The following is a 25,654-nucleotide window of genomic DNA, read 5'->3' on the forward strand; positions in this document are numbered from 1 at the left end:
GCAGATCCTCCTGCAACCCGTCCTAGCCTATCCTGTCTTTGCCCCAAATTGGCCAACAGCCTCAATCCCTTGGATAGAGCAGTGTGCCGCAGCGCTTGCAGAATTGGGCATCCCCATCGTGCTGGGAGAGGCCACAGCCTGGGCAGGCCCACTGTACCGAGTTGCCGCTTTTTACCAGTTGCTTGATCAACTCCCCCACTTGCCAAGGGATCAGGGCTATGCCCGTCAAGATCATCAACACTGTCAGCAGCCGGCCCAGCTCAGAAGTGGGGGTGAGATCCCCAAACCCCACCGTGGTCATGGTAACGACGGAAAAGTAGAAAGCATCCAAAAAGGTGGCAAAAGCGCCAGGATTCACTGGATGTTCTACCTGGTAGATCAGCCCAGAGTAGACGAAAACAATGGCAAAGAGGGTGAAGAAAATGCGCAGCAAAATGCGGCTATCGGCGGAGATCACTTGCCCAAACAGGGTTTTGCCCTCCACCAAGCGCAGCAGCCGCAGGATGCGAAACCAGCGCAAGAGGCGGATGAAGCGAATATCGGTTAGCCCGGCAAAAAAGGGCAAAATGGCCAGCAAATCGATGAGTGAATAGAGGCTGAAGACGTAGCGCAGCTTTTGCGGGGCCGCCGCCAGGCGGAGCAGATATTCCACCACAAACAAGCCGAGAATGAGGCGATCCACCCGCTCCAGCCCAAGACGCACCTCAGGGGGAATGGGATAGGTTTCCACCACAAAGAAGGTGGACGAACAGAAAACCAGCGCCGCCACCAGCAAGTTCACCCAGCGGCTTTCCGGAGTGTCTTGATCCCCCCAATAGCGCTGGAGGATCCCGGAACGGGCAAGATCGAGATCAGCTTGGGTGGGGAGAGTGGTCACAAACGGGATCCAGCTGGGAAGATATCGAGAGAGTTTCCTTTCAACGCCCATCAGGCGCATACTAACTAAGCTAATGGAAACTAGCTCACAGAGCGAACTTCCCCTAAGCAAACGTCCAGGCTTTGGGTGTTAATTAGGTGTTGAGTCGATGTTGCCTCCTATCGTACTGGCCTCGCAATCCCCTGCCCGCCGCCAATTGTTAAAGGCTGCCGGGATCCCTTTTCGCGTTCAGCCCAGCTATTTTGACGAAAGCCAAATCAAAAGCTCAGATCCCGTGGAGCTGGTCCAGAAGCTGGCCTCGGCAAAAGCAGAAGTGGTGGCGGCCCAGCAACGGGAGCCCGTCTTGGTCGTGGGGGCCGACTCCGTGCTCTACCTAGATGGCGAGATCCTGGGCAAGCCGGCCAATGCTCTGGAGGCGGAACGGCGCCTGCGGCAAATGCGGGGCGAAGTGGGAGAGCTCTACACAGGCCATGCCTTGATTGACACGAAGCAGAACCGCCGCCTCACCCACTATGCGGTGACGCGGGTGTTTTTTGCCAAGCCCAGCGACGAGGAAATCCGCGCCTATGTGGCCACCGGTGAGCCGCTCAATTGTGCTGGCTGTTTTGCCATCGATGGCCGCGGCAGCCTGTTTGTGGAGCGGATCGAGGGGTGCCCCGGCAATGTTATCGGGCTGAGCTTGCCCCTGCTGCGGCGCATGATGCAGGAGTTGGGCTATTCCCTCACCGATGCTTGGAGCTAGCCGTCGAGGTGTTGCTTGAGCAGGTCGTTGGCCAGCTTTGGATCTGCCCGTCCCTGAGTTTTTTTCATCAATTGCCCGACAAAGTAGCCGAAGAGCTTGGTTTTGCCCCCCCGATACTGCTGCAGTTGCTCGGGGTTTTCTGCCAGCACCTCGGCGATCATCTGCCCCAGCAGAGCGCTATCCGAGATTTGGGTCATGCCCTTAGCTTCCACCAGGGCGCGGGCCGATCCCCCTTTTTCCAGCAGTTCCGGCAGGATCTCCTTGGCGATTTTGCTGGAGATGGTGCCCTGCTCGATGAGGCCAATCAGCTCGGCCAGGGTTTCCGGCTTCAGGGCAATGTCGGGATAGTCCAGCTTGTGGGTGTTGAGGTAGCTGGCGATGTCGCTCATCATCCAGTTGGCGGCTGCTTTCGGGTCGGCACCGGCGGCGATCACGGCTTCAAAGTATTCGGCGGTGTTGCGTTCATCGCTGAGGTAGCGGGCATCGTACACCGAGAGGCCGTACACCTCCTGATAACGTCGCCGCTTCACACCGGGCAATTCCGGCAGCTCTGCCTGCCAGCGGGTTTTCTGCGCTTCGGTAACGCGAATGGGCGGCAGATCGGGCTCGGGGAAATAGCGATAGTCGCTGGATCCCTCTTTCTTGCGCATGCTGATGGTGCGCTGGCTGTTTTCTTCCCAGAGGCGGGTCTCTTGCACGATCCGCTCGCCTGCCTCCACAGCCTTGACTTGGCGGTTGAACTCGTACTCGATGGCCCGTTGGATGGCGTTGAAGGAGTTCATGTTTTTAATTTCCACCTTCGTGCCAAAGGTCTGGGATCCCAGCGGACGCACCGAGATGTTCACATCACAGCGCAGGGATCCCTCCTGCAGGTTGCCATCGCACAGCCCGGCATAGCGCAGGATGCGGCGCAGCTCTTGCACATACTCGGCTGCCTCTTCCCCGCTGCGGATGTCCGGCTCGCTGACGATCTCGATGAGGGGAACCCCCGCCCGGTTGAAATCCACCAAAGAGTAGCTGGATCCCGATAGGCGGTCGCTGCCAGCGTGGACCAGCTTGCCCGCATCTTCTTCCATGTGCAGACGGGTGATGCCGATGCGCTTGGTACGACCGTCGCTGAGCTGGATCTCAATCCAGCCGTGGGTAGCAATCGGCAGGTCGTATTGGGAGATTTGGTAGTTTTTGGGCAAGTCGGGGTAAAAGTACTGCTTGCGGTCGAACTTGCTGTAGGGGGCAATGGTGCAATTCAAGGCCAAACCCGCTTTGACCGCGTACTCCAGCACCTTTTCGTTGAGCACCGGCAGGGTGCCGGGCAGGCCCATGCAGATGGGGTCAATCTGGGTGTTGGGGGGAGCGCCAAAGGCTGTCGCGCTGCTGGAGAAGATCTTGGAGCGAGTGCTGAGCTGGCAGTGAACTTCCAGCCCAATCACAGCTTCGTATTGCACTTTGGCGGGGGCAGCAACAGTCATGGGATAGGAAAAACTGGCGGTGTAACCATTCTAGTGCGACCTTGGGGATCCCAGCTCACAGACAGTTTCTGGGGACGGCAGCCCAGAACCCAGGACGAGGCCGGAGCAGCCCAGCTTGAAGCAGATCCTCAGAACAGCGAAACTTCCTCAAACGGTAGGGCGAATCTCAAAAGTGGGTAGACCTTCCGGCGGCTCGGAACGTTGCTCAATGGCCTCCACAACCGAACCGGGGCTGCCCTGTTGGCACCAGCGCAGCATCGCCTCCACCGCAGCAGGGGATCCTTCAAAAACGGCCTCGACGCGACCATCCCGCAAGTTGCGCACCCAGCCGCCAACACCGGCATTGCGGGCCATGGCTTCGGTGTGGGCGCGAAACCCCACCCCCTGAACCCGCCCCCGTACCCAGACGTGAACGCGAACCCTGTCACTCATGCCGACGGGGATCCCTCCGTTGTGCTGCAGGGTTCTGGCGACTCGGTCGGCTCCTCCGGAGTCTCTGAGGTCTGCCGATCCAGCCACCCCACAAGAACGTTGACCAGGGCAACCAAGCCTAGGAGCCCCAGCGAGATCCCACAGGCATACCCAATCGCTTGCCACAGCACGGAAGACATGAACCCAACCTCACGAACGCTTGTGCAGAGGATCCCACCCTTCATGCACCGTGACATCCTCCCGGCGCTCGTCCTACGGACAAAGCGCGGGCCACCCTTCCCGTCAGCAGGACGGAGTCCTTACCTCGCGGCTGGGCATTCCTGCCCCACGCCACTTGTCTGGGTCTACAACCCCCGACAAAACGACTGGACAGGTGGTTCCCCTTCCCCAGCCTCCCTGGCTACTGCCAGCTTGCAAAACAAGTCTAATCCACAGGGAACGGTGCATCGGCAGGCAGGATGGACTCCTGCACCCAGGAACCCCTGTCCACCGGACAAGAGCAAGAGGCATCTGGATCAATCCGGTACTTGTAGGTTACCGCCAGCATAAGTAGGTTTTACTACAGATTTCGCTCAACAGATTTCGCTCAGAGGTATGGCGGGGATCCCTGTATCCCGGTGCTTACCCTGCGGGTAGAGTGCAGGACTGATTGCCCCTGCACCCCCGTTAGTTACCGCTAGCTACACCGCCGGGAAGCCCCGCCCTCTATTAGTTAGTGGCTAGTGAATAGTGAATAGTCACTATCCACTAACCACTATCCACTATTCACTATCCAGGGTGAGGGTCGGGATGAAAGGCGGGGACATGATGTTTTGTCCTTACTGGTGCCATAAAAAGTAGCGGGGTTTTATACACTGCCGCTATAGACATCAAGTACAGGGGCGGGGCATCTCGTCCTTTTCGCGTTAGCGGGACGTAGTCCTTAAGCCCAGGAAATGTCCTTTTCGCGCTAGCGGCGCGGAGCGCTAACCGGAGTCACTGTTCGCGTCAGCGGGACGGAGTCCTTGAAGCCCGCACTCTCTCGCTTTAGCGGCGCGGAGCGCTTTGCATCAACATGAGTGCGGGAGTATGTCACTTAAAATGACTACACCAGTCTTGTTCAGCACCAATCTATTGGGTTAGCTTATGGGGGTGTGGGGGTAGCTAAGCCCCGCACTGTACCCGTAGGGTCAGTGCCGGGATACAGATACCCCCACATGGTGTATGATAGGAGTAGTTGCACAAAACGGCTTTTGCCGGAATCTGGTGCAACTACGCGGTAGGGCATTCCGTGTCTGCTCGTGGAGGGTTCTTGCGTAGGCTCCCCGATGAAGCGAGAAGCCCGCTCCGTACTGCCAGCAGTCGGGGTCGGGAGTATGTCACCGCAACACCAGGGCTAGAGCAGTCCCTTGGGATCCCGTCTCGACCAACCGCAAGTCCCCCCCGTGGGCCTGCAGGATGCGCCTGGCGATATATAGCCCCAGACCTCCTGAGCCGGTTGGGTAGTGGTGGCCGGCAATGTGAATGGGCTGGGTCACGTAGGGTTGGGCCAACTCTTCTAGGGGAGCCGGCAAGCCGGGGCCATCATCCTGCACCTGGATCTGGTGGGGGCTGACGATTAACACCACCGCATGGCGTGCGTAGCGCAAGGCGTTGTCCACCAGATTCACCAGCGCCCGCTCCAGCTCTGCCTCATCGGCGTTGCCCCACCCTTCTCCTTCGACTCGCAGATCGATCCCCCGCTCCTGGGCCAGGGATCCCATGCGCTCGGCCACCTTTCTGGCCAGGGATCCCAGATCACAAGGCCGAGGATGCAGCTCGATCTCTCCCCGCTCCAGGCGGTGAGCCTCCACCATTTTTTGCACCAGAGAGAGATTGTGTTGATTTTCCTGCAGGATGCGATCCAGCAGAGCGCGACGTTGCTCCGGCTCGAGCTGTTGATCCTGTTTAAAGGCGCTCAGCAGGTGCCCAAAGGCGATGAGGGGGGTTTTGAGGTCGTGAACGAGGGTAGCGGTAAAGGCTTCTCGCCGCATTTGATCGATCTGGATCTGGCGCAGCAACTGGGCAAAGGCCTGCCGCAAGATCAGGGCTTCCTGGGGATCCCCGGGGCGGAGCAGCAGATTCCAACGGGCGGGCTGGTTAATCAAGGTTTCCAAATGAGCCAACTCGCGGGCCAGCAGGGTGAGGGGGCGCAAAATCATGGAGGACAGAGCATAGCCCACCACCGCCGACAGCACCGCCAGCAACGGGATCCACAGCAGCAGCAGGAGGATCCCTTCAGTGCTGAACTGCGTGTCGGGCCAGATCCACTGCACCGACAGGATGAAAACCAAGTTGGGGACGAACGAAAGGCTGGCAATGACCAATGCCACCTGGGTGCGCAAGCTGTGGGGAAAGCGGCGGCCCCAAAACTCAAGTACGCGGAGTGGTTGCTGTTTCAAACTCGGTGCGCTCGCTTTGACAAGACCTGCTTAAATAATGAATCAATGGTACGGAAGAATGAACATCCCCTCACGGTCAAGGCTGAAGAGTTCTTTCCTAGGTCTTAGAATGACCGTTATGTCTTGAGCCACTTCATCCCCATGAATAAAGAAGGATGCCGTAACCCCAGCTTTTAGGATACCCAGCTACCCCATTCTTTAGAGAAGCCGCGCCGTATTCCGGTTGGCAAAGCTGTGGACATCACGGCAAAGGCAGCTTGATCCCCGGGCGTAACCAACGTTGAGCAATCATAGTCGTTTCAGGTTAGGGTGAGGCGCCTGGGCCATTGAGAAAAGCCTTTGGCCGCATGCATTATTGCTCGGCAACGCTGACGCGACGACGCGACCAACGTTTTGGGTGTAGTGTCCCAGTTTGGGTCAAAGGACTACAAGTTCAACAGATCAAGATCGAGGGGCAGAGCGGAGCTCTCAAGCTCCTGAGGCATGAAAAAACCCCTGGGCGTCTGTCCGTGTTTCGACCCCAGAGGCTTCTTCTCTTCACTCCTCACCACTATTGAGCGTAGCCGCCCTTCCAAAGGCTGTCAAGCACTTTCCCATTGGGGTTGGCGTGTGGGAAATTGCGCTAGGGTGGCACTGCCGTACAGGATCATCTGCTGGGGCTGCAAGTTCACCCGGTCTACCCGCAGCTCAGTGCCTCGCAAGGCGAGCCGATCCAAATCCAGAAGCTCATTCAGGCAGCGTACCAAAGCTTGGCTCAAGGCTAGCTCCTCTTCTGTACCGCTTTCAAACACTGGATCTGTAAAGCGGATGCGACGCCGCTCCAGCACCTCAACCTGGGCGGAAAAACCGACGCAGAAAGCCCTGGCTTCTCCCTGCTGTACATTTGCCTGGAATTGCAGTCGTCGCGCCGGGGTGATGCTGATATGGACGTGATGGAAGGATAGGGGGCTATCATCCTGCTTTCCTAAGGCCAGCCTATTCAGCACAAAAGGTGTGTTAAACGATTGCGCCAGATCGTCTTCGCTCAGCACCACGCGCATTGTGGCCTGTACTGGCTGGCGCAGCTTGATCTTCCCCTGCCAAATTTGGCTGAAATCGATGGCCACCGCATTGCAGAATAGCTCCAGAGCCGAAAGCCTCAGGCCGTTGTACATCTGCAGATGCTGGCCCAACAGTTCAAAGCTGTCGATACGACCCTGCAACAATTTGGCAACAGGCTCCACTCGCACGCGCGCCTCCAGCCGCTCTGCATGCTTAAAGAGGGCACGAATGGCTGCGCCTACCCCTCGGCTAACCCAATCGACAGCCATGGGATTCTGGAGGGAAAGTTGGGGCAGGAGTCCTGTAGCCATGGGACAAGGTGAAGTTCGCCTACAGGGATCATAACCAACCATTAAGAAAAGTTACAACCTTTGCCAACGGAGAGGCTGTTCTCTCAGGGGTAGGTGCGTCCCTCCTGCATAGCCGAGCGGGCCACGGCTGCGATCCCCTGGTCGGTGGCACGGGGCAGATGAAAGTACCGTCCGCCCGCCAATTCCGCCAGTTCGGCGCTGAAGCCGGTGGTTACAAAGCGGCTTTGGGAATCGATCAAAAGCAGCTTCAACCCCAGGGCGCGGATGCGCAGGGCGATCTCCCGCAGCTCTTGCTTGAGGTCGATGGGATCCGCTCCCAACTGGCTTTTGCTGTCGCTCCGTCCCAAGGAGCGGCTGAGGGGAATGTTGGCCCGGCCATCGGTGAGGGCCACCAGCATCACCTGACCTACATCGCCAGCGGTGCGGGCATTGACTCCCATGCGCACGGCTTGGGTGAGGGCATGGGCGAGAGGGGATCCCCCGCCACAGGGCAGGGATTCCAGACGGCGGCGGGCCAGCTCGATGGAGCGGGTGGGGGGGAGCAACACTTCGGCAGTTTCCCCACGAAAGGCGATGAGGGCCACCTTGTCACGGTTTTGGTAAGCCTCGGTGAGCAGGCGCAGGGCGGCACCTTTGGCCGCTTGCATGCGGTTGAGGGCCATGGAGCCGGAGGCGTCCACCACAAAGATCACCAGGGCTCCGGCCTTGCGAACCAGCTTTTTGGCGCGGATATCGCTCGGCTCCACAATCACGCTACGTCCCGGTTGCCGCTGGCGGCGGCTTTTCTGATAGGGGGCAGCAGCTCGCAAGGTGGCATCGACGGCAACGCGGGGGTTGGATCCCTGGGGCAGGATGGGCTTGACGTAGCGGCCTCGGTCGGCGCTGAACACCAGGCTGCGGGATCCCGTTTTCCCCTGTTGGTTGAGGGACTGGGCAAAGGCCAGCAGGCGCGGGTCGAGGGCCACCTGCTCAGGATCGAAAAAAAACTCCTGCGGCAGGCTGAGGCTTTCCGGCTGGGGATCCGTCTCCTCCTGGTCCTCGCCGGTGTCGTCGGAATTGCTTGGGGAAGGATCGGGCTGTTGGGATTGGGGTGGGGGGGGAGGCGGGGGCTGGTCGGGGTCGTAACGGGCGCGGGGCAGCAGCACCAGCTGCACGGCCTGCTGCAGATCCTCGGCCAGGAGGCGATCCCGCCCCTCCAGCGCCGCCAGGGCACAGGCGGCTCGCAGGGCAAATTGTTCTCCCCGGTGCCCTTGGACGTTGCCGCGGATGGCCTCCTGCACCAGGTAGAGGAGCTGTTCCCGCTGCGGCTTGACCTGGGGCAGCCACTCCCGCGCCAGGAGGATGCGGGTGCGGATTTCCTCCAGTTCCGCCTGGTGCTCGGCCAGGAAGGGCTCGGGAGCATCGACAAATTGCGTTGCCCGTTGGACAATTTCCCCTCGCTCTTCTAGGCTCAGCTCCTGCCCCACCGGCACCACCAGTGCCAGGCGATCCAGCAGGTGGGGGCGCAGGGATCCCTCTTCGGGGTTGTAGGTGGCCACCAAGAGAGGCCGGCAGGGGTGTTGCAGACTCAGCCCCTCCCGTTCCAGGCGGTTGACCCCATCCCCCACCACCGTCAGCAACAAGTTGACGATGGCGTCGTCCAAGAGGTTGATGTCATCCACATAGAGCACGCCCCGGTGGGCGGCAGCCAAGAGCCCTGGCTGGAAGACCGTTTCCCCCTGCCTGATGGAGGCCTCCACATCGACGGATCCCAGCAGCCGATCTTCGGTGACGCCCAGGGGAACCTGGACAAAGGGGGGCGATATCACTTGGGTGGGCGGCACCTCTCCGGCTGGGTAGCGAGCCTTGGCCCAGTCGGACCAGGTATCCGGCTGCGCTGGATCGTCGTTGCAATAGGATCCCGCAATCACCTCGATGGGCGGTAGCAAGGCGTGGATCCCTCTGGCCAAAACCGACTTGGCGGTGCCGCGAGGCCCCACCAGCACCACACCCCTTAGGCTGGGATCCACTGCTGCCAGCAGCAGAGCCAGCTTGGCCGCCTGTTGCCCCACTACAGCGGTGAGGGGAAAGGTACAAGGAGCGGATAGAGTTGCGGATCCCATGGTTGGCGGGTAGGCTTGGCGAGCAACGGTTCAATCGAGCAGATTCGCAGCGGAGCGGGAGCTGTACACCCCAGTCTATCGCTTGAGTGCTCCGCACCGCCTTTGCAACTGAGATTTTCTGGGGAGGTTCCAAACCGGCTCCAGACAGTTCCCCAAGCCCTCTCCCAAGGGGAAGGGGTAGGTCGGAATCAAGGCCACCAATGGCCTACGGCGACTGGGAATACCCCTGGTGAGCCGCCGCTGTTTGGTGGTCATCTTCTGTTCAAAATGGGCATCACTTCAGCGGGTTGCAATCATCACGTGTTTGGTGATTTGGTAGTCGCGCACCGCTTCTGCCGAGAGATCTTTGCCAAATCCCGATTGCTTAAAGCCGCCATGGGGGGCCTCAGAGGCAATGGGAATATGGTCGTTGATCCAGACGGTGCCGAACTCCAGATCGGCGGCCAACCTCATCGCTCGTCCGATGTCTTGAGTCCACACAGAAGCCGCCAGCCCGTATAGGACGTCATTGCCCAAGCGTAGCGCTTCCGCTTCTTCGCGAAACGAGCCGAGCGTGAGAACCGGCCCAAAAACCTCACTCTGTACGATCTCCGCTTTTTGATCGACATTGGCAATCACCGTGGGTTCATAGTAGTAGCCCTGGGCAAGCTGGGAAGGGATCCGACCGCCGGTCAGCACCTTGGCTCCCTCTGCTTTGGCCCGCTCCACAAATCCCATCACCCGCTCCCGCTGGGCTGCTGAGACCAAAGGCCCCATCTCCACTCCCGCCTCGAAAGGGGATCCCACCGTTACTTTGCGCATGGCTTCTACAATGGCCTCTTGCGCCTGCGCCAGCTTGCTCTCGTGCACATAGACGCGGGTGGCTGCCGTACAGTCTTGGCCGGTATTGACGGTGGCAGCAAATGTGGCCTTGGCAGCAACGGTCTCTACGTCCGCATCCTCGAAGACGATAAACGGCGCTTTGCCCCCCAGTTCCAAATGCACCCGCTTCAGGGTATCTGCCGCTGTCCGCATCACCTGCTTGCCGGTGGCGGTAGAGCCGGTAAGGCTGACCATGCGCACCTGGGGGTGCTCCACCAGGGCTTGGCCGGTGGCATTGCCTCCGGTAACGATATTGACTACCCCGGGCGGGATCCCAGCCTCGGCGATCAGTTCTCCCAGCATCAGGGTGGTCAGGGGGGTGGCAGGAGCGGGCTTGAGCACCACCGTACAGCCGGCGGCCAGGGCGGGGCCGATCTTCCAGACGGCCATCATCAGCGGATAGTTCCAGGGGGTAATTTGAGCGCACACCCCCACCGGCTCTTTGCGAAAGAGGGAGGTGTAGCCCTTGGCATATTCCCCGGCGCTAAAGCCATGGATGTCGCGGGCGGCAGCGGCGAAGAAACGCAGATTATCCACCGCAAATGGCAGATCTCCCCCCAAGCTGAGGAACTCGTAGGGCTTGCCAGTGTTTTCCGATTCCAAGCGAGCCAATTCGGCGGCGCGAGCTTCGATTAGATCCGCCAATTTCCAGAGGGCCAGGGATCGCTCGCCGGGGGTAAGTTTCGACCAACGGCCATCGTAGAAGGCTGTTTGGGCAGCTTGCACCGCCCGATCCACATCGGCAGGGCTAGCATCCACCACCTCTGCCAGTTTCTCGCCGGTGGCCGGGTTCTCGATGGTCATCAACCCCCCCCCTTGGCTATCGACCCATTGGCCGTCGATCCAGAGTTTGTAGGCCATAGCGATGTCCTCAACAGCTTGGTGAAATGGCTCTCCCCATTGTGCCGAATCTTTTTGGCTCGGCTTGAATCATAAGCTTCATTCAACTTTGGCAACTTTGGGGTGCAGAGATGGGATCCTTTGGGATTGGGATGGCCCAAACGGCTATTCGCAAAGCGGGCCGTAGACTGTGGCCAACGGCGCACTGGTGAGGATCCCGCATCTGCTAACTAACGGAGGTGCAGGGGCAATCAGTCCTGCACTCTACCCGCAGGGTGAGCACCGGGATACAGGGATCCCCGCCATACCTCTGAGCGAAATCTGTAGCAAAACCTACTTATGCTGGTGTAACCTACAAGCACCGGATTGATCCAGATGCCTGCCAACAAGCCGCTCGCGTCAGCGGGACGGAGGCCTTGCTGTTGGCGTGGCTGGAGATTGGCCAGGACGTATACAACTACACTTTGCCGGAAATCAACGAGTGGATAGCATCTTGCTCTTGGCCGGTGGACAGGGGTTCCTGGGTGCAGGAGTCCATCCTGCCTGCCGATGCACCGTTCCCTGTGGATTAGACTTGTTTTGCAAGCTGGCAGTAGCCAGGGAGGCTGGGGAAGGGAAACTGCCTGTTCAGTCGGTCTGTCGGGGGTTGTAGACCCAGACAAGTGGCGTGGGGCAGGAATGCCCGACCGCGAGGTAAGGACTCCGTCCTGCTGACGGGAAGGGTGGCCCGCGCTCTGTCCACAGGACGAGCGCCGGGAGGATGTCACGCATCCACCCTAGCTCTGGATTGGGAAGGATGGCCAGCGCTTTTGCACAGGCGCAGCAGGGCACAGTCTCAGTACCCTGGTTGATTGAGTCAATGCAGAGGTGGGATCCCTCTGTTGGGATAGCCGTTAGGGAGGCAGGTTCACGATGCAACTGCGAACAGCTCTGCCGCTGTTGTGCCTTTCTCTCTTGGTAGCTGCTTGCCGGCCCGGCGGGCCACCTCGCAGCATGGGGGGTGAAGGGGGCGGAGAAGGCCAACCCACACCAGTGGCCGTCGGCAGGGTAGAGGAACAGCAAATCGAAGAGACTTCAGAGTTCATGGCCAGCCTCGGATCCCAGCAGGTGGCCAGTATCCGCCCTCAGGTCAGTGGACAGGTGACCCAGGTGTTCGTGCAGCTGGGATCCCAGGTGGCTGCCGGAGCCCCTCTCTTTAAGATCGACAGCCGGCAGCAACAGGCGGCGGTGGCCGGCCAAACGGCGGGGATTGCCGCAGCCCAAGCCAACCTGGAGAGCGGCCGGGCCGTGCTCAGCCAGTTGCGGGCGGATCGGATGCGGCTGGAGGCAGCGGCGGAGTTTGCCCGGGAGCAGCACGAGCGCAACCTGCGCCTCTTGGCCGAGGGGGCCATCAGCCAGGCGCAAGCGGATCAATCCAGCCGCGACCTGCGCCAGGCGGAGGCAGCTTTGGCGGCGCAACAGGAGCAGATCCGCGCTCAGGAGGCCGCGATCTTGCGGGCAGAGCGGGAGGTGCAGCGAGCCCAGGCCGAGGCGGAGCGGCAACAGGTGCAACTGCAGTTTTTCCAGGTTACAGCTCCCTTTGCCGGCATTGTGGGGGATGTTTTGGTGCGGCAAGGGGACTACGTGACGCCTCAGACGGTTTTGACCACCTTGACCCAAACCCAGGCGCTGGAGCTCAACCTCAACATCCCGTTGCAGCGGGCCCCCCAGCTGCGCATTGGCACGCCGGTGCAGATCCTGGATAGCCGCGGCGAGGTGATCGGCAGCAGCCAAATCTCTTTCATTGCTCCCGAAGCCAACGCCGCCACGCAATCGGTGCTGGCCAAGGCTCTTCTGGAGAACCCTGCCGGCCAGTTGCGCTCGGCCCAGTTTGTGCGGACTCGGGTCATCTGGGAGGAGCGGCCGGCCTTGCTGGTGCCGGTGACGGCGGTGGCCCGCTTGGGGGCGCAAACCTTTGTCTACACGGTGCAGACAACGGAGCCGCCAGCAGAGGGCATGCCCCCGGGGGCGGTGGCGGTGCAAAGGCCGGTGCAGCTGGGATCCATCTACGGAAACAGCTATGAGGTGCTGGAGGGTTTGGAGGCCAATGAGCCAATTGTGCTGAGCGGCCTGCAGAAAATCCGCGATGGCGCCCCGATTGTCGATGAGGTGCTTTTTCAGCAGAGGATGCAGCCACAAGGGGGAGGGAGACCTCCTGGATCCCCGCCCTAGGTCCTCTCTCCGGCGGTTTCCCAACTCAGCTATCCCCTTTCACTCCTCACTGCGCTGGACTATGTTTGTTGACTTTTTCATTCGCCGCCCTGTTTTTGCCAGCGTCTGCTCCATCCTGATCGTGCTGGTGGGGGCGGTGAGCATTCCCCTACTGCCGGTGGACTACTACCCACAGGTGGCGCCGCCAGCGGTGAGGGTGACTGCTGTTTATCCTGGGGCCAACGCCGAGACGGTGGAGACGGCGGTAACCAATGTGCTGGAGCAGGAGATCAACGGCGTCGAGGGTATACGGTCTATCGCCTCGGTGAGCAGCAGCAACGGCACCAGCCAGATCACCGTTACCTTCAGCCCGGATCGGGATCTGGACACGGCGGCTGTGGATGTGCAGAACCGGGTGGCGCGGGCCCAGGGCCGGCTGCCGGCGGAGGTGATCCAAAACGGCATCAGCGTGGAAAAGGCCGGCGACAGCGCCTTTGTGCTGGTGTTGGCGCTGCGCTCAGAGGCGGGGGAATACGACGAGCTGTTTTTGAGCAACTACGCGGAGCTGTTTGTGCGGGATGCTTTGCGGCGCATCCGCGGCGTCAGCGATGTCATCATTTTCGGGGAGCGCACCTATGCCATGCGCATCTGGCTGGATCCGACGCGGCTGGCCAGCTATGGTCTGACAGCTCTGGATGTGGTAAACGCAGTGCGCCAGCAGAATATCCAGGTGCCCGCCGGCCAAATTGGCGGCCAGCCCAGCCCCCCGGATCAGGAGTTTCAGATCAGCGTCCAGGCCACGGGGCGGCTGTCGCAGCCGGAGGAGTTCGCCCAGATCGTTCTCAAGGCCAACGCCGATGGCAGCTTGGTGCGCATTGCCGATGTGGGCCGGGTAGAGCTGGGGGCCCAAAGCTACGATACGTTCTTCCGCATCGGAGGGCAGGAGGCGGTGGGGATCGCCATCACCCAACAACCGGATGCCAACGCCCTAGAGGTGTCGCGGCAGGTGCGGCAGACGTTAGCGCAGCTGGCGGAGAGTTTTCCGCCCGGCTTGATCTACGAGATCCCTTTCGACGCCACCCTGTTCATTACCGAGTCGGTGCAGGAGGTGATTTTCACTCTGTTGCAGGCGATTGGCCTGGTGGTGTTGGTGCTGTTTATCTTTTTGCAGGATTGGCGCATCACCCTCATTCCCACCATCACCATCCCGGTAGCGCTGCTGGGGACCTTCGCCTTTGTGCGCCTGTTTGGCTTTTCCATCAACACTTTGACTCTGTTCGGCCTCACCCTGGCCACTGGCTTGGTGGTGGACGACACCATTGTGGTGGTGGAGAATATCTCCCGCTACATCCGCGACCGCGGCATGCGGCCTCTGCAGGGGGCCTCGGCGGGGATGAATGAGGTGTTGGGGGCGGTGATCGCCACGACGCTGGTGCTGCTGGGACTATTTGTGCCTGTTGCTTTCTTTCCTGGCACCAGCGGTCGCATCTACCAGCAGTTTGCCGTCACCATTGCCGTGTCGGTTTCGCTGTCCACGTTTAATGCCATTACCTTGGCTCCGGCTTTGTCGGCGCTGCTAATTCGCCCCCGCTCAGAGCAGATGTTTTGGCTGCTGCGCTGGTTTGACCGCGCCGTGGAAGGGATCCGAGCGGCCTACTGCCGCCTGCTGGAGCTGGTGGTGAAGCTGCGGCTGTTGGTGGTGACGGGGTTTATTGCCTGTTTGGGCCTCACCTACTGGCTGTTCCAAATTGTGCCGACGGGGTTTGTGCCGGATGAGGATCAGGGCTTTTTCATCACCATTGTCCAGGGGCCGCCGGGGGTTTCCCTCAACTATACCGACAGGGTGATCCGGCAGGCCGCCGCTATTTTGGAGGGGATCCCTGAGATCGAAAATCGGGTGATCGTGGGGGGGTTCAGCTTTACCGGGCCCTCGCCGGGGAATGGGCTGATCTTTGCCACCCTCAAGCCCTGGGAAGAGCGGCGGCAACCGGAGCAATCGGCGCAAGCGATTGTCAACCGGCTATTTGGGCCTTTTTTGGGCGGGATCAGCCGCGCATTGGTGATCCCGATCCTGCCGCCGGCCATTCCCAATTTGGGGGTTGCGGGCGGGTTTACTTTCCAGCTTCAGGATCGGGGGGTGAACGATTTCAACCTCTTGGAGCAGACGGCCAACACCCTGTTTTTTGTGGGCAACTCGCCGCCCCCGCCGGGCCAACCCCCCTTGGGCTTGCGGATTAACCCGCCCACCTTCAACGCCAATTCGCCGCAGCTAGAAGTACAGGTGGATCGGGAAATGGCCCAGTTGTTGGGGATCCCTCTGTTGGATGTCTTCGGCACGCTGCAGACGCTGCTGGGGGGCACCTACGTCAATGATTTCGACCTGTTCAACCGCAACTACCGGGTCTATGTGCAGGCGGATCAAGCATTCCGAGGTAACCCGGAAAGCATCGGCCAGTTCTACGTGCGGGGTGGGCAGGGGCAGCTCTTGCCGTTGAGCACCCTGGTTCAGGTGGAGGAGACCACCAGCCCGGCCATCATCAACCACTTCAACCTCTTCCGCTCGGTGGAAATTCAGGGCAGCGCCCTGCCGGGCTTTAGCTCAGGGCAAGCGATTCGGGCTATGGAAACTCTAGCCGCCCAGTTGTTGCCGCAGGGGTTTGGCTTCGAGTGGTCGGGCCTGTCGCTGGAAGAAATCGAGTCGGGAGGACAGGCGCCGCTGATCTTTGCTTTGGGCTCGGTGTTCGTCTTCCTGGTGCTGGCGGCGCAATTTGAGAGCTATGTGGATCCCTTGATCATTTTGTTGGCGGTGCCGCTGGCGGTTCTTGGGGCTCTTTTGGCGCAACTGCTGCGGGGCTTGACCAACGACGTCTTCTGCCAAGTCGGGTTGGTGATGTTGATCGGGCTGGCCAGCAAAAACTCCATCTTGATTGTGGAGTTTGCCAACCAGTTGGTTGCCCAAGGGATCCCACTGGTTAAGGCTGCAGTGCAGGCGGCAGAGACCCGCTTCCGCGCGATTCTCATGACGGCCTTGAGCACCATACTTGGCATTTTCCCGCTGGCAGTGGCCACGGGCGCAGGGGCAGCCAGCCGTCAGTCGCTGGGCACGGCGGTGATCGGCGGCATGTTCGTCTCGACAATGCTCAGTTTGCTGGTGGTGCCGGTGCTCTATGTCGTGATCAAGGGGATCCAGGTGCGAATTTTGGGGGGATCCCCTTCACCTGTGGATCTGGCGCATTTGCCGCCGCCGGAGGATCCCAAGGATCTGCTGCCTGGTGGCGACAGCGTTGGGTAGCAAGAGGGATCTGCTTGCTTCTTCTCTTCTGGCGGAAAAGCGAGTGGGGGAAGGGGGCACCTTTCATCCACCGCAGGCCCTGTCCTCGAGCAGTTCGGACTCGGCTTCGCTGGGCATTTTTTCCCAGAACTGAGCCAGGTGTTGCAGGCCCACAAAGCCCAACTGCCAGAGGATCAAGGCTAGAGGGCCGTGCTGCTGCCGTTGGATCTTCAGGGCCAGAGCCAGTTGTTTGGGCTTGAGGAGCTGTTGCTGCTCAGCAAACTGGCAGAACTGTCGATCCCATTGGCTGAGGGCCTGTAAATCCGGCAGGGTCGGTTCCATAGGTTTGGCCGGGCAGGAAAGGATTGAATGTCGAGGATCGGGATCCTCGTACTGATTCTGGAGATCCTGCGGATCCCTTGCAACAGGTTTCTTCCAGGGTATGTGACCACCCAGGCCCTCCCAAGGCCGGTTAGGGCAGAGAGGACTGAGCTTTATCGCAAAGCTGGCTTATAGATCCTGGCAGGACGGTCTATCCCCAGGGGTCGTCGTCGAAGGGACTATCTGACCAATAGCCACTCTGCTGGGGTGGAGGGGGCTGTTGGGGGAGAGGAGGCGTGTAGGCAGGGGGTGGCGTTGGGATGGGGGTGGGTTTTTCCAGATCCTCAAGTCGAGGCAGGTCGGCGGGCTTGGGCTCGACACCAAGGCTTCTCAGCTTGGCTTGCGTTTCTTGCACTTGCGCATTGAGCTCTTCCAGGTAGGCGCGGTAGTGGTTGGCAGCTTCCAGGTACTGCTTGGCTTTCTTTTCGTTTTCCTGGACGACCGCCTCCAGTTCTTTGGTGCGAACGGTGTAATCGGCCTCTTGATTGGTGAGGTTTTCGATGGCTTGGTTGAGTACAGCCCGCCGTCGCTCCAGTTGGGCTACAATTTCCGACAACTGTCGTTCTCGCTCGCTAAGGCTGCGTTCCCGGTTTTGAGTTTGTTCCAGTTGAAAGCTGGCCTGGCTGAGCTGCTCTCGCAAATACATCACCTGGGGCTCCGTCTCGTTGCGTTCCTGTTGCAACTCAAAGACCCGCGCTTCCAAGTGATCTTTTTCCTGCTGCAACACTTCCCGCTCGTTCAAAAGACGGGTGTAGAGCTGGTTGAGAAAGTCCACCTCCATCACCACTTGGCTAAGCTGAGTGGCGTATTCCCCAACCAAAGCCAACTCCCGAGCGAGGTTTTGGGTTTCACTGGTGGCTTGATCGGTGAAAAACTGGGGAAGTTGGGTGGTTTCTCTGAGGCGTTGGGTAAATTGCTTGAAGCGGAAAGAAAAGTTGCTCGCCATTGCCGGTGCGGTAGCCTCGAAGATCAGGGGAATGCCGATGGTTGGATTTCACAGGGCTTGGATTGCTTCCAATCTACTTGGATTGCTTCCAATCTAACATTGAGCTACAGCTTTTGCGGAAGCTTGCCTTAGGTGGGATCGGGGGGAGTTTCAGGGGCCGGCATGGCAACTTCCCCAGAGGGATCCCGCTTCTCGGATTCCGGCTGGGGGTTTTCTGCCGCTCTGTTTTTAACCTTGTCTTTTTGGTCTTTCGAGGTGCCTTCTGAATCCTGGCTGGAGATGCGGCGCAACAGCCGTTGCAGGAGTGGGCTGCGGCGATCGCCGAGGACGGAGAAGCGGCTTTCGATCTCTTCGACGGGGACGGGATCCATTTGAGCCAGCTCCGGCTCGCTGAGGAGGAGTACCCGTATCGTTGCAATGGGGATCTGCAAGAATAGGTTGGATCCCCAAAACCCGAAGGCGGCTATGGCCAGGCCGGCCAGGCGGGTGCCGTTGCCAGGGGTGAGCGGGGCAAAGAGGGGGGCAAAGTCGTAGAGGCGCTCACCGACTTCCAGCATCAGGATTGCCGCCAACAGCGTCAAAATCTTATGTTCGGGGCTGAGGAAGGCGGCCAAGATGCGGCGCTGCTCGAGGGTGAGTTCTTCCGGGGGGACAGAGGCCACCCACAGGCTGAAGATATCCAATGGCTTGCGCCACTGCAGGGCAAAGACCGGCCCAATGCCCACCACGGCCACCCAAGCCTGCTCCGCCCCCACCGGCAGGAGGGGATCCCCTGTGGCCAGCCCGATCAGGGTCAGCCCCACCCACAAGGGGAAGAGGAGGATGCCGGCGGCATGGATCCAGAGGAAAGGTTCCTGCCAATGGCTGCGCATGGGGAGATGCCAAAAGGGACAGGGGAGAGCAGGGCTAGGGGCGGGATTTGTCCACCACTTCCAATTCTGTGAGGCGGAAGGTGACCAATTTATCCCAGTTGCCGCCTTCAAAGAGGACAGCGGCATGGTTGTCGGTAACCCGCTGTACCTGGCCCTCAAAGCAGTAGTAGGTGTCGTTGGGGTTGATGACCCGCACGGCAACGCCGGGGTAGATCGGGGGAAGGGCTTCGAGGAGAGTTGGGGTTGGAGTCGTGTTCACGTTTCAGCTATCCTCTTTTTTGCAGAAGCTCTGCCTTACTATTATGGGGGAAAGCCCCTCTCTTGCCGAGTCTCCCCCTCGTTGAGCTTCTTCCCACAGCGGTTCGCCGAGGGTTGGGCAATGGCTGAGGTGTGGCTGCCAGCCCGCTAACGGGAAAGGAGCCTGTACTGCAACTTCGACGGTCAACCCAGCTCCCCCTCAAGGCCCCAGACCATGGCTACCGGCGCACAGTCTTCCCCCTCCCAAATCTGGCATGTGTTGGTGATCGATGATGAACAAGGACGGCGGGCTGTGGCCCTCAGTGCTGCCACCTATTCCATCGGCAGGGATCCCAGCAATGCGATTGTCATCGATTCGGCGGCGGTTTCCCGGCAACACGCGCTGCTGCTGCGGCTACCCCAAAAAGATGGCCAGTATACCTACCGGCTGCTGGACGGCAATATCGAGGGCAAGCGCAGCACCAACGGCGTCTCGGTGAATGGGCAGAGATGTTTGAGCTGGGATCTCAAGGATGGGGATCAGATCCTGTTGGGGAATCAGGTGCGGATGCAGTACTGCATTCGCCAGTTGTCAGACGAAGATTTTCAGCGGTATCTCCAGTCTGTAAGCTTTCGCAGCGTGAAGGCGGAGGTGGTGGATCGGCGCTCCACAACCATGCAGCGGTTTGATCCGCCCTCGATGCAGGCAATTTTGCCCCAAGAGGAGACGACGGAGAGAATTGACGTGAAGCCTCAACGCCGCAATCCGCTGCGGCTGCTGTTGCAGACGCTCTGGGGGCGTTTGAGGGGGAAGCTGAGATAACTTAACCCTCGGGGATGCCCACCCGTTCTGAGTCTGGGAGCGATGACGCGGTCTCGTCGGCGCCGCCTTTGCGCTCTTGCTCTGACGCTTCTGCCTGCAAGTCCAGGAGGGAGGGGGAGTTGGCTTCCCCAATCAACACTCCCCGCAGCCAGAGGGGAGCGACAAAGGTGGTGGCAATCACCATGACGATAATGCTGACATCGAGGGCATCGGAGAGAACCCCACTGGCGGCCCCCACACCGGCAAACACCAGGCCCACCTCACCCCGGGGAATCATGCCCACTCCGATGGCGTAGCGGTTGATGCCCGGCTTGCCAAAGGCCCCCAAGCCCGCTGCCAGCTTGCCCACAATGGCAACTCCGATCAAGAAGACGGCAATGATCAGCCCCTCTCGGTTGACGGGGAGGGTGGGGTTGAGTACGGCAAGGTTGGTTTTGGCCCCAACGCAGACGAAGAAGATGGGCACCAGTAGGTCGGAAATGGGCTTGATCTGTTCTTCCAGCTCTTGCCGTTTCTCGGTTTCGGCCAAGATTAAGCCAGCGGCAAAGGCGCCCAAAATCGCTTCTAGATGAATGATTTGCCCCACATAAGCCAGCAGAAAGGCCAGCACAAGGGCGGGCAGAAGGGGGTTACCTCGGGTCTTCAGGCTGTTGAGAAGGGCCACAAAGTAGGGGCTGAGAAGGCGCCCCAAAACAATGGAGCCGACCAAGAAGACGATGGCACTGAGGATGATGATGCCGATATCGGAAAGGTTGACTTCTCCGTTTTTGGCCAAGCCCGCCACTACGGCCAAGATGATGATGCCCAACACGTCATCCAAGACGGCGGCGCCGATGATCACCTGTCCTTCTGGGGAGGTGAGTTTTTGCAGCTCGGCCAAGACGCGGGCGGTGATGCCGATGCTGGTTGCTGTGAGGGCAGCGCCGGCAAATATGGCGGGGATAACGGGCACATGAAACAGGTAGAGCAAGCCCAGGGTTCCGGCCAGGAAAGGCACAGCGACCCCGATGACGGCTACGGCTGCGGCTTGAGGGCCGACCCGCAACAGCTCGGCCAGATCCGACTCGAGGCCGATTTCAAACAAGAGGATGATCACCCCGATCTCGGAGAGGATGTCGATGATCTGGCTTTGGGAGGAGAACACCTGTACCAGGGATCCCTCGTCGAGTCCGGCAGTGGCTTGCAGAAATTGCATCAGTGCTGAGGATTGAGCCAAGGTGTGCAGCTCTTGGCCGGAAACTTGTCCTTCTGGGAAGACAAGCAACCCCAGAGCGGAGGCCCCTACCGCGACGCCCCCCAGCAATTCTCCCAGCACCGGCGGAAAGCCGAGGCGAACGGCGATTTCTCCGGCAATACGGCTGGCCAGATAGATGACCACCAGAGCCATCAGCACCGCCGCCAAGATCAGGGGTAAAAGATTGGCAGCCCCTTCCGGTTCAAGGGGGGCAGCGGCTTCAACAGCAAGCAACACTGAATCTAGGTTGTTCAACAGCAAGATCTCACCCTCAAATGATGAACAGCTTTTTGTCTCGGGCCGGCCCTGGTGGGAACGCTGCCGTTCCCATTCCTTTCGCCCTTCTGCTGGAAGACTGTTACAGAAGCTAACCTCCCTTGGGAACTGTTGGCAACGCCCAGATAGGCACTCTTATACTCCAGATAATTGGCACTTATCTGGACTATCATCTTCACAGCCGCTCCCCTGAGCAGGACGAAGCGTTTATTGCGCCCTCTCCTGGAAGACCCCTCGGAGCCGGCAATCCAGGACAAGCTGCTCCTTAGGAGGAAGCCTCGCCTTGGCCCGGTGCAGGATTGGATCCATCCAAATCGGACGATGGCCCAGACAGATCCAGAGGATTAAAGCGGTTCATGGCCGTCATCAGTCCCTCTTGCAAGCAGCACTCCACGGCCTCTACCGCCGTATTCAACACCCGCTCCAGCACCTCTTGTTCTGCAGGCGCAAATCCCCCCAACACATGCCCGACCACATCTTGGCTGCCCCTGGGTTTGCCCACCCCCAAACGCAGCCGTGGAAACGCCTCGCTCCCCAAGTGCTGAATGATGGACTTCATGCCGTTGTGCCCACCGGCAGAACCGGATCCCCGCAGGCGCAGACGACCCAGCGGCAAGTCCATGTCGTCGTACACCACCAGCACAGAGGCGAGATCTAACTTGTACCAATCCAGCACCGCCCGCACCGATTGGCCGGAACGGTTCATGTAGGTTTCCGGCTTGAGCAAGCGTCGCTTTCCTCCCAGGGCAAACCCTTCTCCGTAGCTGCCTTGGAACCGCTTCTCCAAAACCAACGGGATCCCCCAGCGCTGCGCCAGCCGATCCACCACCATAAAGCCGCAATTGTGGCGGGTATTGGCGTATTGAGGGCCGGGATTGCCCAAGCCCACAACAAGCTGCAGGGAAATCTCATCGGTTCCCTTGGGCTTGACCTGGGTCACAACGTTTCTCGCCTCCTCGAGCTAAAGTAAGGCATCGCTGCTTTGAGTGGTGTTGGCGTGTTTTTGGGCTGCTGGTCGCCCCGAAGGTGTCAGATACCCAGCCGGACTGAGTCGGGACAGCGGTGAGGATCCCTGGGGGCAAATGGCTCGCCGCCCATGACTCTGCCATTGTTTATTGTCAACGCTCATTGTGAACGCTTCTGACCAACCCTGCTATGAGCCTGCCCACCCCCTTCGGTCTTCACCCCAGCACAACCGAATTCGATGCCTCGGATGCCCTGCGCCTCAGCCAGCGTCTGATTCAGGTGGGGATCGCCCTCTCCTCAGAAACGGATCTGCAGCGGCTGCTGGAGTTGATTGTTGCTCAAGCCCGAGAACTGACCCACTGTGATGGGGCCAGCCTTTTTGTCCGAGAGGGGGAGGAACTGCGCTTTTTCGTGGTCAACCGCCATGAGGAGCTGCGGGATCTGCGCTTGCCCCTCAGCCCTTCCAGCATTGTGGGCTACGTGGTGCTCACCGGGGAGAGCCTGAATCTGCCAGATGTCTACCACCTGCCCGCCGACCGGCCCTATGCCTTTAACCCACAGGTGGATCGGCAGACCGGCTATCGCACCCGCTCCTTGCTCACTGTGCCCATGCGGGATCCCTCAGGAAAGATCCTCGGCGCCCTACAACTGTTGAACCGCCTAAAGCCGGATCACCCCACCCCCCTAGCTCCTGACCAGGTGGCTGAGTGGAGCCAACCTTTTTCTGAGCTGGAAGTTAGCGTGGCAGAAGCCTTGGCCTCCCAGGCGGCGGTTGCCTATCAAAACGTCCAATTGCGGGAAGAACTCAAATCTGCCCACTTCGAGACCATCTTCTGTCTGTCTCTGGCCGCAGAATACCGGGATCAAGATACCTCCTTTCACCTGAAGCGGATGAGCAACTACTCTCGCATCATCGCCAAGCACTTGGGCCTCTCCAGCCATGAGCAAGAGCTGATCTTCTACGCCAGTCCCATGCACGATGTGGGCAAAATCGGGATCCCCGATGCCATCTTGCAAAAGCCGGGGCGCCTGACCCCAGAAGAACGGCAGATCATGAACCGTCACCCTGAGATCGGCTACGAAATTCTCAGCAAGTCCGACTCCGAGCTGATGCAAAAGAGCGCCATCATCGCCCTTACCCACCACGAGAAGTTCGACGGCAGTGGGTATCCGCGCGGCCTCAAAGGAGAAGGGATCCCTCTAGAGGGACGGATTGTGGCCTTGGCCGATGTCTTCGACGCCTTGGCCAGCCGTCGCCCCTACAAAGAAGCCTGGGATCTGGAGGAGGTGTTTCAGTTTGTAGAAGACAACAGCGGCAGCCATTTCGACCCGCAAGTGGTGGCCGCCTTTAACCGAGGACGCAGCGAAATTCTGGAAATCTACCACCGCTATCAAGAAACCCGCTAAATCCAGCTCCAGATCAATCAGGGATCCAAGATACCAACCCAGAACATTCAGCTCCAAAGGGATCCGTCCCAGCAAACCGCAAAGAAGGGATCCCAGGCCATCCTTTCCGTACAATCCCGCAGAATCTTATGGGCAAAAGGTGGGATCCCAGGGCAAACTGAAGGTGGTCGATTTTCTGCAGGAATCACCCCATCAAAGGCCGATTTAGGGCCGAATTTTTGTGTTACTCTACACATTAGCATCCAACCCATCTGTACCCAACGTGTGCCGACGATCCCTGTGATGGCTACCCTGACAAATCCACCCACTCCTACCCTATCGATCAACACCAAGCTGCGTGACTTGGCCTTGGTGGAGTTTCAGGTGAGCGAGTCCACCCCTTGTGAGAACGTGGTGCGCCGCCTAGAAGATGACAGCAGCCTTTCAGGAGTCATCGTGCTGGACGAGCGGTCACAGGTGCGGGGAATGTTGACCCGCCGCGCCATTCTGGAGTGGATGCTCAGCAAGCCCTACGGCCTGGATGTGTTTTTGAAGCGGCCCATCAGCTCCATGGTAGAGTTCCATAGCCGGGATTTTCTCTTGCTCCCCGGCGACTGCGATGTCATCCAAGCAGCCGACCGAGCTTTCCAACGGCCCGAAGAGACCGTCTACGACCCAGTGGTGGTTCAACTGGGATCCCAGGACTACCGCCTTCTCGATGTGCCGGTGCTATTGGTGGCCCAGGCTCAGGTGCATCTGGCCACCCAGCGCAAGCTACAAGAGCAGCAGGAAGAGATGAAAAGGATCTTGGCAGAGCTGGAGCAGGAAAAAAACCGCAGCCTCCAGTATGCCCGGGATCTGGAGCGGCAAAAAGCCGAGATCCTCAACCAAAACCTGGCCTTAGATATGGAACGCCGGCGGGCCCAACAGCGCTCCGAGGAGTTGGCTCGCCTTAACGCCCGCATCATTGAAATCAGTTCTGTGCTCTCTGAGAGAGGCAAATCCACCTTTGCCGCTACCTTTGAAGGCGTGGAAGCCGTACGCGGCCTAGTTCAGGAAATTGCCGACAACAGCCAGGAGTTGTCGCGGGAGCTCAAGGAGATCAACACCATCGTGGATTTGATCGTAGAGGTGGCAGGATACATTCGCCTGCTCTCTTTCAATGCGGCTGTAGAGGCCAACCGCAGCGGTGGTGCCGGTGGCTTTGGAGCTATTGCCCAGGAGATCCGCAAATTGGCCGGGCGAACCACTGAGGCCAGCAACCGCATTCGCGGCCTAGCAGAGCGTATCCAGCGCCAGAGCCAATCCACACTGCAATCGGCCCAGAGCAGCGCTGAGGTGGTGCAATCCCTTTACCAGCAGGCCCAGTCGGCCCAGTTGGCCCTGGAAGAGCTGCAAACCCTGTTGGAACGAGCCCAGATCTAGCCGAACTTTTGAGATTCTTCTGGATCCTGAGAGCCTGAGGTTGCCATGGTGGCTAGGGGTCAACTTTCCCCTCTCGAATCTCATAAGTATAAAATTGCCCAGCCACGGCAAGGGTTTCAAAGTGGTAGGTGGGCAAGGAAATCCCCAGCGGGCCAAAGTTGAGCAACGACAAATCGGTGGTGTAGAGGCTGAAAAGGATAAAATTCTGCCGGCGGGTTTGGCGCATGAACAGAGCTTCTAGTTCGGGCTGGAGCTCTCGGACAAGGGCATGACATTCCTCAATCAAAGTGACCAAGAAAGACGGGATCTGAGCGCAGTATTCTCGCGTAGCGTAGGCGGCCAGTTGTTGCCCTGCATAGGTTCCGTACTCTTCTAAGGTGGGATTGGTGATGGCCAAAGCAGCCACTCCTCCCGCCAAAACCAGCCCGGAAAGCAAGGAAAAGACCTTCAGCATCGCAGCCTCCGAAACCGAATTCTTTATTCTGCTATAAGCTTGAGCCACCTCAACAGGGATCTTTCGGCAGAAGCCAAAGGACTCCGTCCTGCCTCTGG

21 protein-coding genes are annotated in these 25,654 nt (G+C 59.5%); 6 read left to right on the plus strand and 15 right to left on the minus strand.

Features of this window, described 5'->3' with window-relative positions:
- Positions 1-61: 61 nt before the first annotated feature.
- Entirely contained in the window at positions 62-877 is an 816-nt protein-coding gene (locus ACVWXW_RS01310) for an ion transporter (protein ID WP_457402337.1), read from the minus strand.
- A gap of 148 nt (positions 878-1,025) precedes the next feature.
- Between ACVWXW_RS01310 and ACVWXW_RS01315 the strand changes: the two genes are divergently transcribed.
- The gene (locus ACVWXW_RS01315; RefSeq protein ID WP_457402339.1) at positions 1,026-1,619 is read left to right on the plus strand and encodes a Maf family protein; all 594 of its coding nucleotides are present in this window, start codon (positions 1,026-1,028) and stop codon (positions 1,617-1,619) included.
- On the opposite strand, the gene gatB is transcribed toward ACVWXW_RS01315, so the two are convergent.
- The 7 genes from gatB to ACVWXW_RS01350 all read right to left on the minus strand — a co-directional run bounded on the left by gatB (position 1,616) and on the right by ACVWXW_RS01350 (position 11,116).
- Positions 1,616-3,088: an Asp-tRNA(Asn)/Glu-tRNA(Gln) amidotransferase subunit GatB gene (gene gatB, locus ACVWXW_RS01320; protein WP_011432351.1), complete on the minus strand. Its 1,473-nt coding sequence runs from the start codon at positions 3,086-3,088 to the stop codon at positions 1,616-1,618. The genes ACVWXW_RS01315 and gatB overlap by 4 nt on opposite strands.
- A 147-nt stretch (positions 3,089-3,235) precedes the next feature.
- Positions 3,236-3,520, minus strand: coding sequence for an acylphosphatase (locus tag ACVWXW_RS01325; RefSeq protein WP_414351467.1), 285 nt, complete (start codon positions 3,518-3,520; stop codon positions 3,236-3,238).
- Positions 3,517-3,699 carry a hypothetical protein gene (locus ACVWXW_RS01330; RefSeq protein WP_041436250.1) on the minus strand — a complete coding sequence of 61 codons (183 nt, stop codon included), beginning with the start codon at positions 3,697-3,699 and terminating at the stop codon, positions 3,517-3,519. Before ACVWXW_RS01330 ends, ACVWXW_RS01325 begins: the two co-directional genes overlap by 4 nt.
- Positions 3,700-4,878: 1,179 nt before the next feature.
- Positions 4,879-5,940 (minus strand): sensor histidine kinase, encoded by a 1,062-nt coding sequence (locus ACVWXW_RS01335; RefSeq protein WP_457402341.1) that lies wholly within the window; start codon positions 5,938-5,940, stop codon positions 4,879-4,881.
- A 581-nt stretch (positions 5,941-6,521) separates the two neighbouring features.
- Complete coding sequence (locus ACVWXW_RS01340; RefSeq protein ID WP_011432355.1) at positions 6,522-7,250, minus strand: LmeA family phospholipid-binding protein; 729 nt, start codon at positions 7,248-7,250, stop codon at positions 6,522-6,524.
- A 125-nt stretch (positions 7,251-7,375) separates the two neighbouring features.
- Positions 7,376-9,394, minus strand: coding sequence for a magnesium chelatase ATPase subunit D (bchD, locus tag ACVWXW_RS01345; protein ID WP_414342612.1), 2,019 nt, complete (start codon positions 9,392-9,394; stop codon positions 7,376-7,378).
- 279 nt (positions 9,395-9,673) lie between these two features.
- Positions 9,674-11,116, minus strand: a complete 1,443-nt coding sequence (locus ACVWXW_RS01350; RefSeq protein WP_414412980.1) for a gamma-aminobutyraldehyde dehydrogenase — start codon at positions 11,114-11,116, stop codon at positions 9,674-9,676.
- An 891-nt stretch (positions 11,117-12,007) separates the two neighbouring features.
- On the opposite strand from ACVWXW_RS01350, the gene ACVWXW_RS01355 reads away from it, so the two are divergent.
- Positions 12,008-13,306 (plus strand): efflux RND transporter periplasmic adaptor subunit, encoded by a 1,299-nt coding sequence (locus tag ACVWXW_RS01355; RefSeq protein WP_457402344.1) that lies wholly within the window; start codon positions 12,008-12,010, stop codon positions 13,304-13,306.
- Between the two features lie 61 nt (positions 13,307-13,367).
- Positions 13,368-16,577: an efflux RND transporter permease subunit gene (locus ACVWXW_RS01360; RefSeq protein ID WP_457402346.1), complete on the plus strand. Its 3,210-nt coding sequence runs from the start codon at positions 13,368-13,370 to the stop codon at positions 16,575-16,577.
- Positions 16,578-16,640: 63 nt separating this feature from the next.
- Here the strand turns inward: ACVWXW_RS01360 and ACVWXW_RS01365 are convergent, their stop codons facing one another.
- The 4 genes from ACVWXW_RS01365 to ACVWXW_RS01380 form a co-directional block, all read right to left on the minus strand.
- On the minus strand, positions 16,641-16,898 hold the full coding sequence (locus tag ACVWXW_RS01365; protein ID WP_011432361.1) for a DUF2949 domain-containing protein: 258 nt from the start codon (positions 16,896-16,898) through the stop codon (positions 16,641-16,643).
- 190 nt (positions 16,899-17,088) lie between these two features.
- Positions 17,089-17,883 (minus strand): hypothetical protein, encoded by a 795-nt coding sequence (locus tag ACVWXW_RS01370; protein WP_457402349.1) that lies wholly within the window; start codon positions 17,881-17,883, stop codon positions 17,089-17,091.
- A 128-nt stretch (positions 17,884-18,011) separates the two neighbouring features.
- Complete coding sequence (locus ACVWXW_RS01375) at positions 18,012-18,755, minus strand: low-complexity tail membrane protein (protein WP_457402350.1); 744 nt, start codon at positions 18,753-18,755, stop codon at positions 18,012-18,014.
- Between the two features lie 34 nt (positions 18,756-18,789).
- The gene (locus ACVWXW_RS01380; protein WP_011432364.1) at positions 18,790-19,014 is read right to left on the minus strand and encodes an NAD(P)H dehydrogenase subunit NdhS; all 225 of its coding nucleotides are present in this window, start codon (positions 19,012-19,014) and stop codon (positions 18,790-18,792) included.
- Positions 19,015-19,227: 213 nt separating this feature from the next.
- Between ACVWXW_RS01380 and ACVWXW_RS01385 the strand changes: the two genes are divergently transcribed.
- On the plus strand, positions 19,228-19,815 hold the full coding sequence (locus ACVWXW_RS01385; protein WP_414350303.1) for an FHA domain-containing protein: 588 nt from the start codon (positions 19,228-19,230) through the stop codon (positions 19,813-19,815).
- A gap of 1 nt (position 19,816) precedes the next feature.
- Here ACVWXW_RS01385 and ACVWXW_RS01390 read toward each other — a convergent pair whose 3' ends face one another.
- Positions 19,817-21,286, minus strand: coding sequence for a cation:proton antiporter (locus ACVWXW_RS01390; RefSeq protein WP_457402353.1), 1,470 nt, complete (start codon positions 21,284-21,286; stop codon positions 19,817-19,819).
- A 304-nt stretch (positions 21,287-21,590) separates the two neighbouring features.
- Entirely contained in the window at positions 21,591-22,265 is a 675-nt protein-coding gene (gene pth / locus ACVWXW_RS01395; RefSeq protein WP_457402355.1) for an aminoacyl-tRNA hydrolase, read from the minus strand.
- A 215-nt stretch (positions 22,266-22,480) separates the two neighbouring features.
- Between pth and ACVWXW_RS01400 the strand changes: the two genes are divergently transcribed.
- Together ACVWXW_RS01400 and ACVWXW_RS01405 are read left to right on the plus strand one after the other, a co-directional pair.
- Entirely contained in the window at positions 22,481-23,698 is a 1,218-nt protein-coding gene (locus tag ACVWXW_RS01400; RefSeq protein ID WP_457402357.1) for an HD domain-containing phosphohydrolase, read from the plus strand.
- Between the two features lie 282 nt (positions 23,699-23,980).
- Positions 23,981-25,102 (plus strand): methyl-accepting chemotaxis protein, encoded by a 1,122-nt coding sequence (locus tag ACVWXW_RS01405; RefSeq protein ID WP_457402359.1) that lies wholly within the window; start codon positions 23,981-23,983, stop codon positions 25,100-25,102.
- A gap of 52 nt (positions 25,103-25,154) precedes the next feature.
- Here the strand turns inward: ACVWXW_RS01405 and ACVWXW_RS01410 are convergent, their stop codons facing one another.
- Positions 25,155-25,556 carry a DUF4359 domain-containing protein gene (locus tag ACVWXW_RS01410; protein WP_457402361.1) on the minus strand — a complete coding sequence of 134 codons (402 nt, stop codon included), beginning with the start codon at positions 25,554-25,556 and terminating at the stop codon, positions 25,155-25,157.
- Positions 25,557-25,654 lie beyond the last annotated feature (98 nt).

This window comes from Thermostichus sp. MS-CIW-30 (assembly GCF_054058015.1).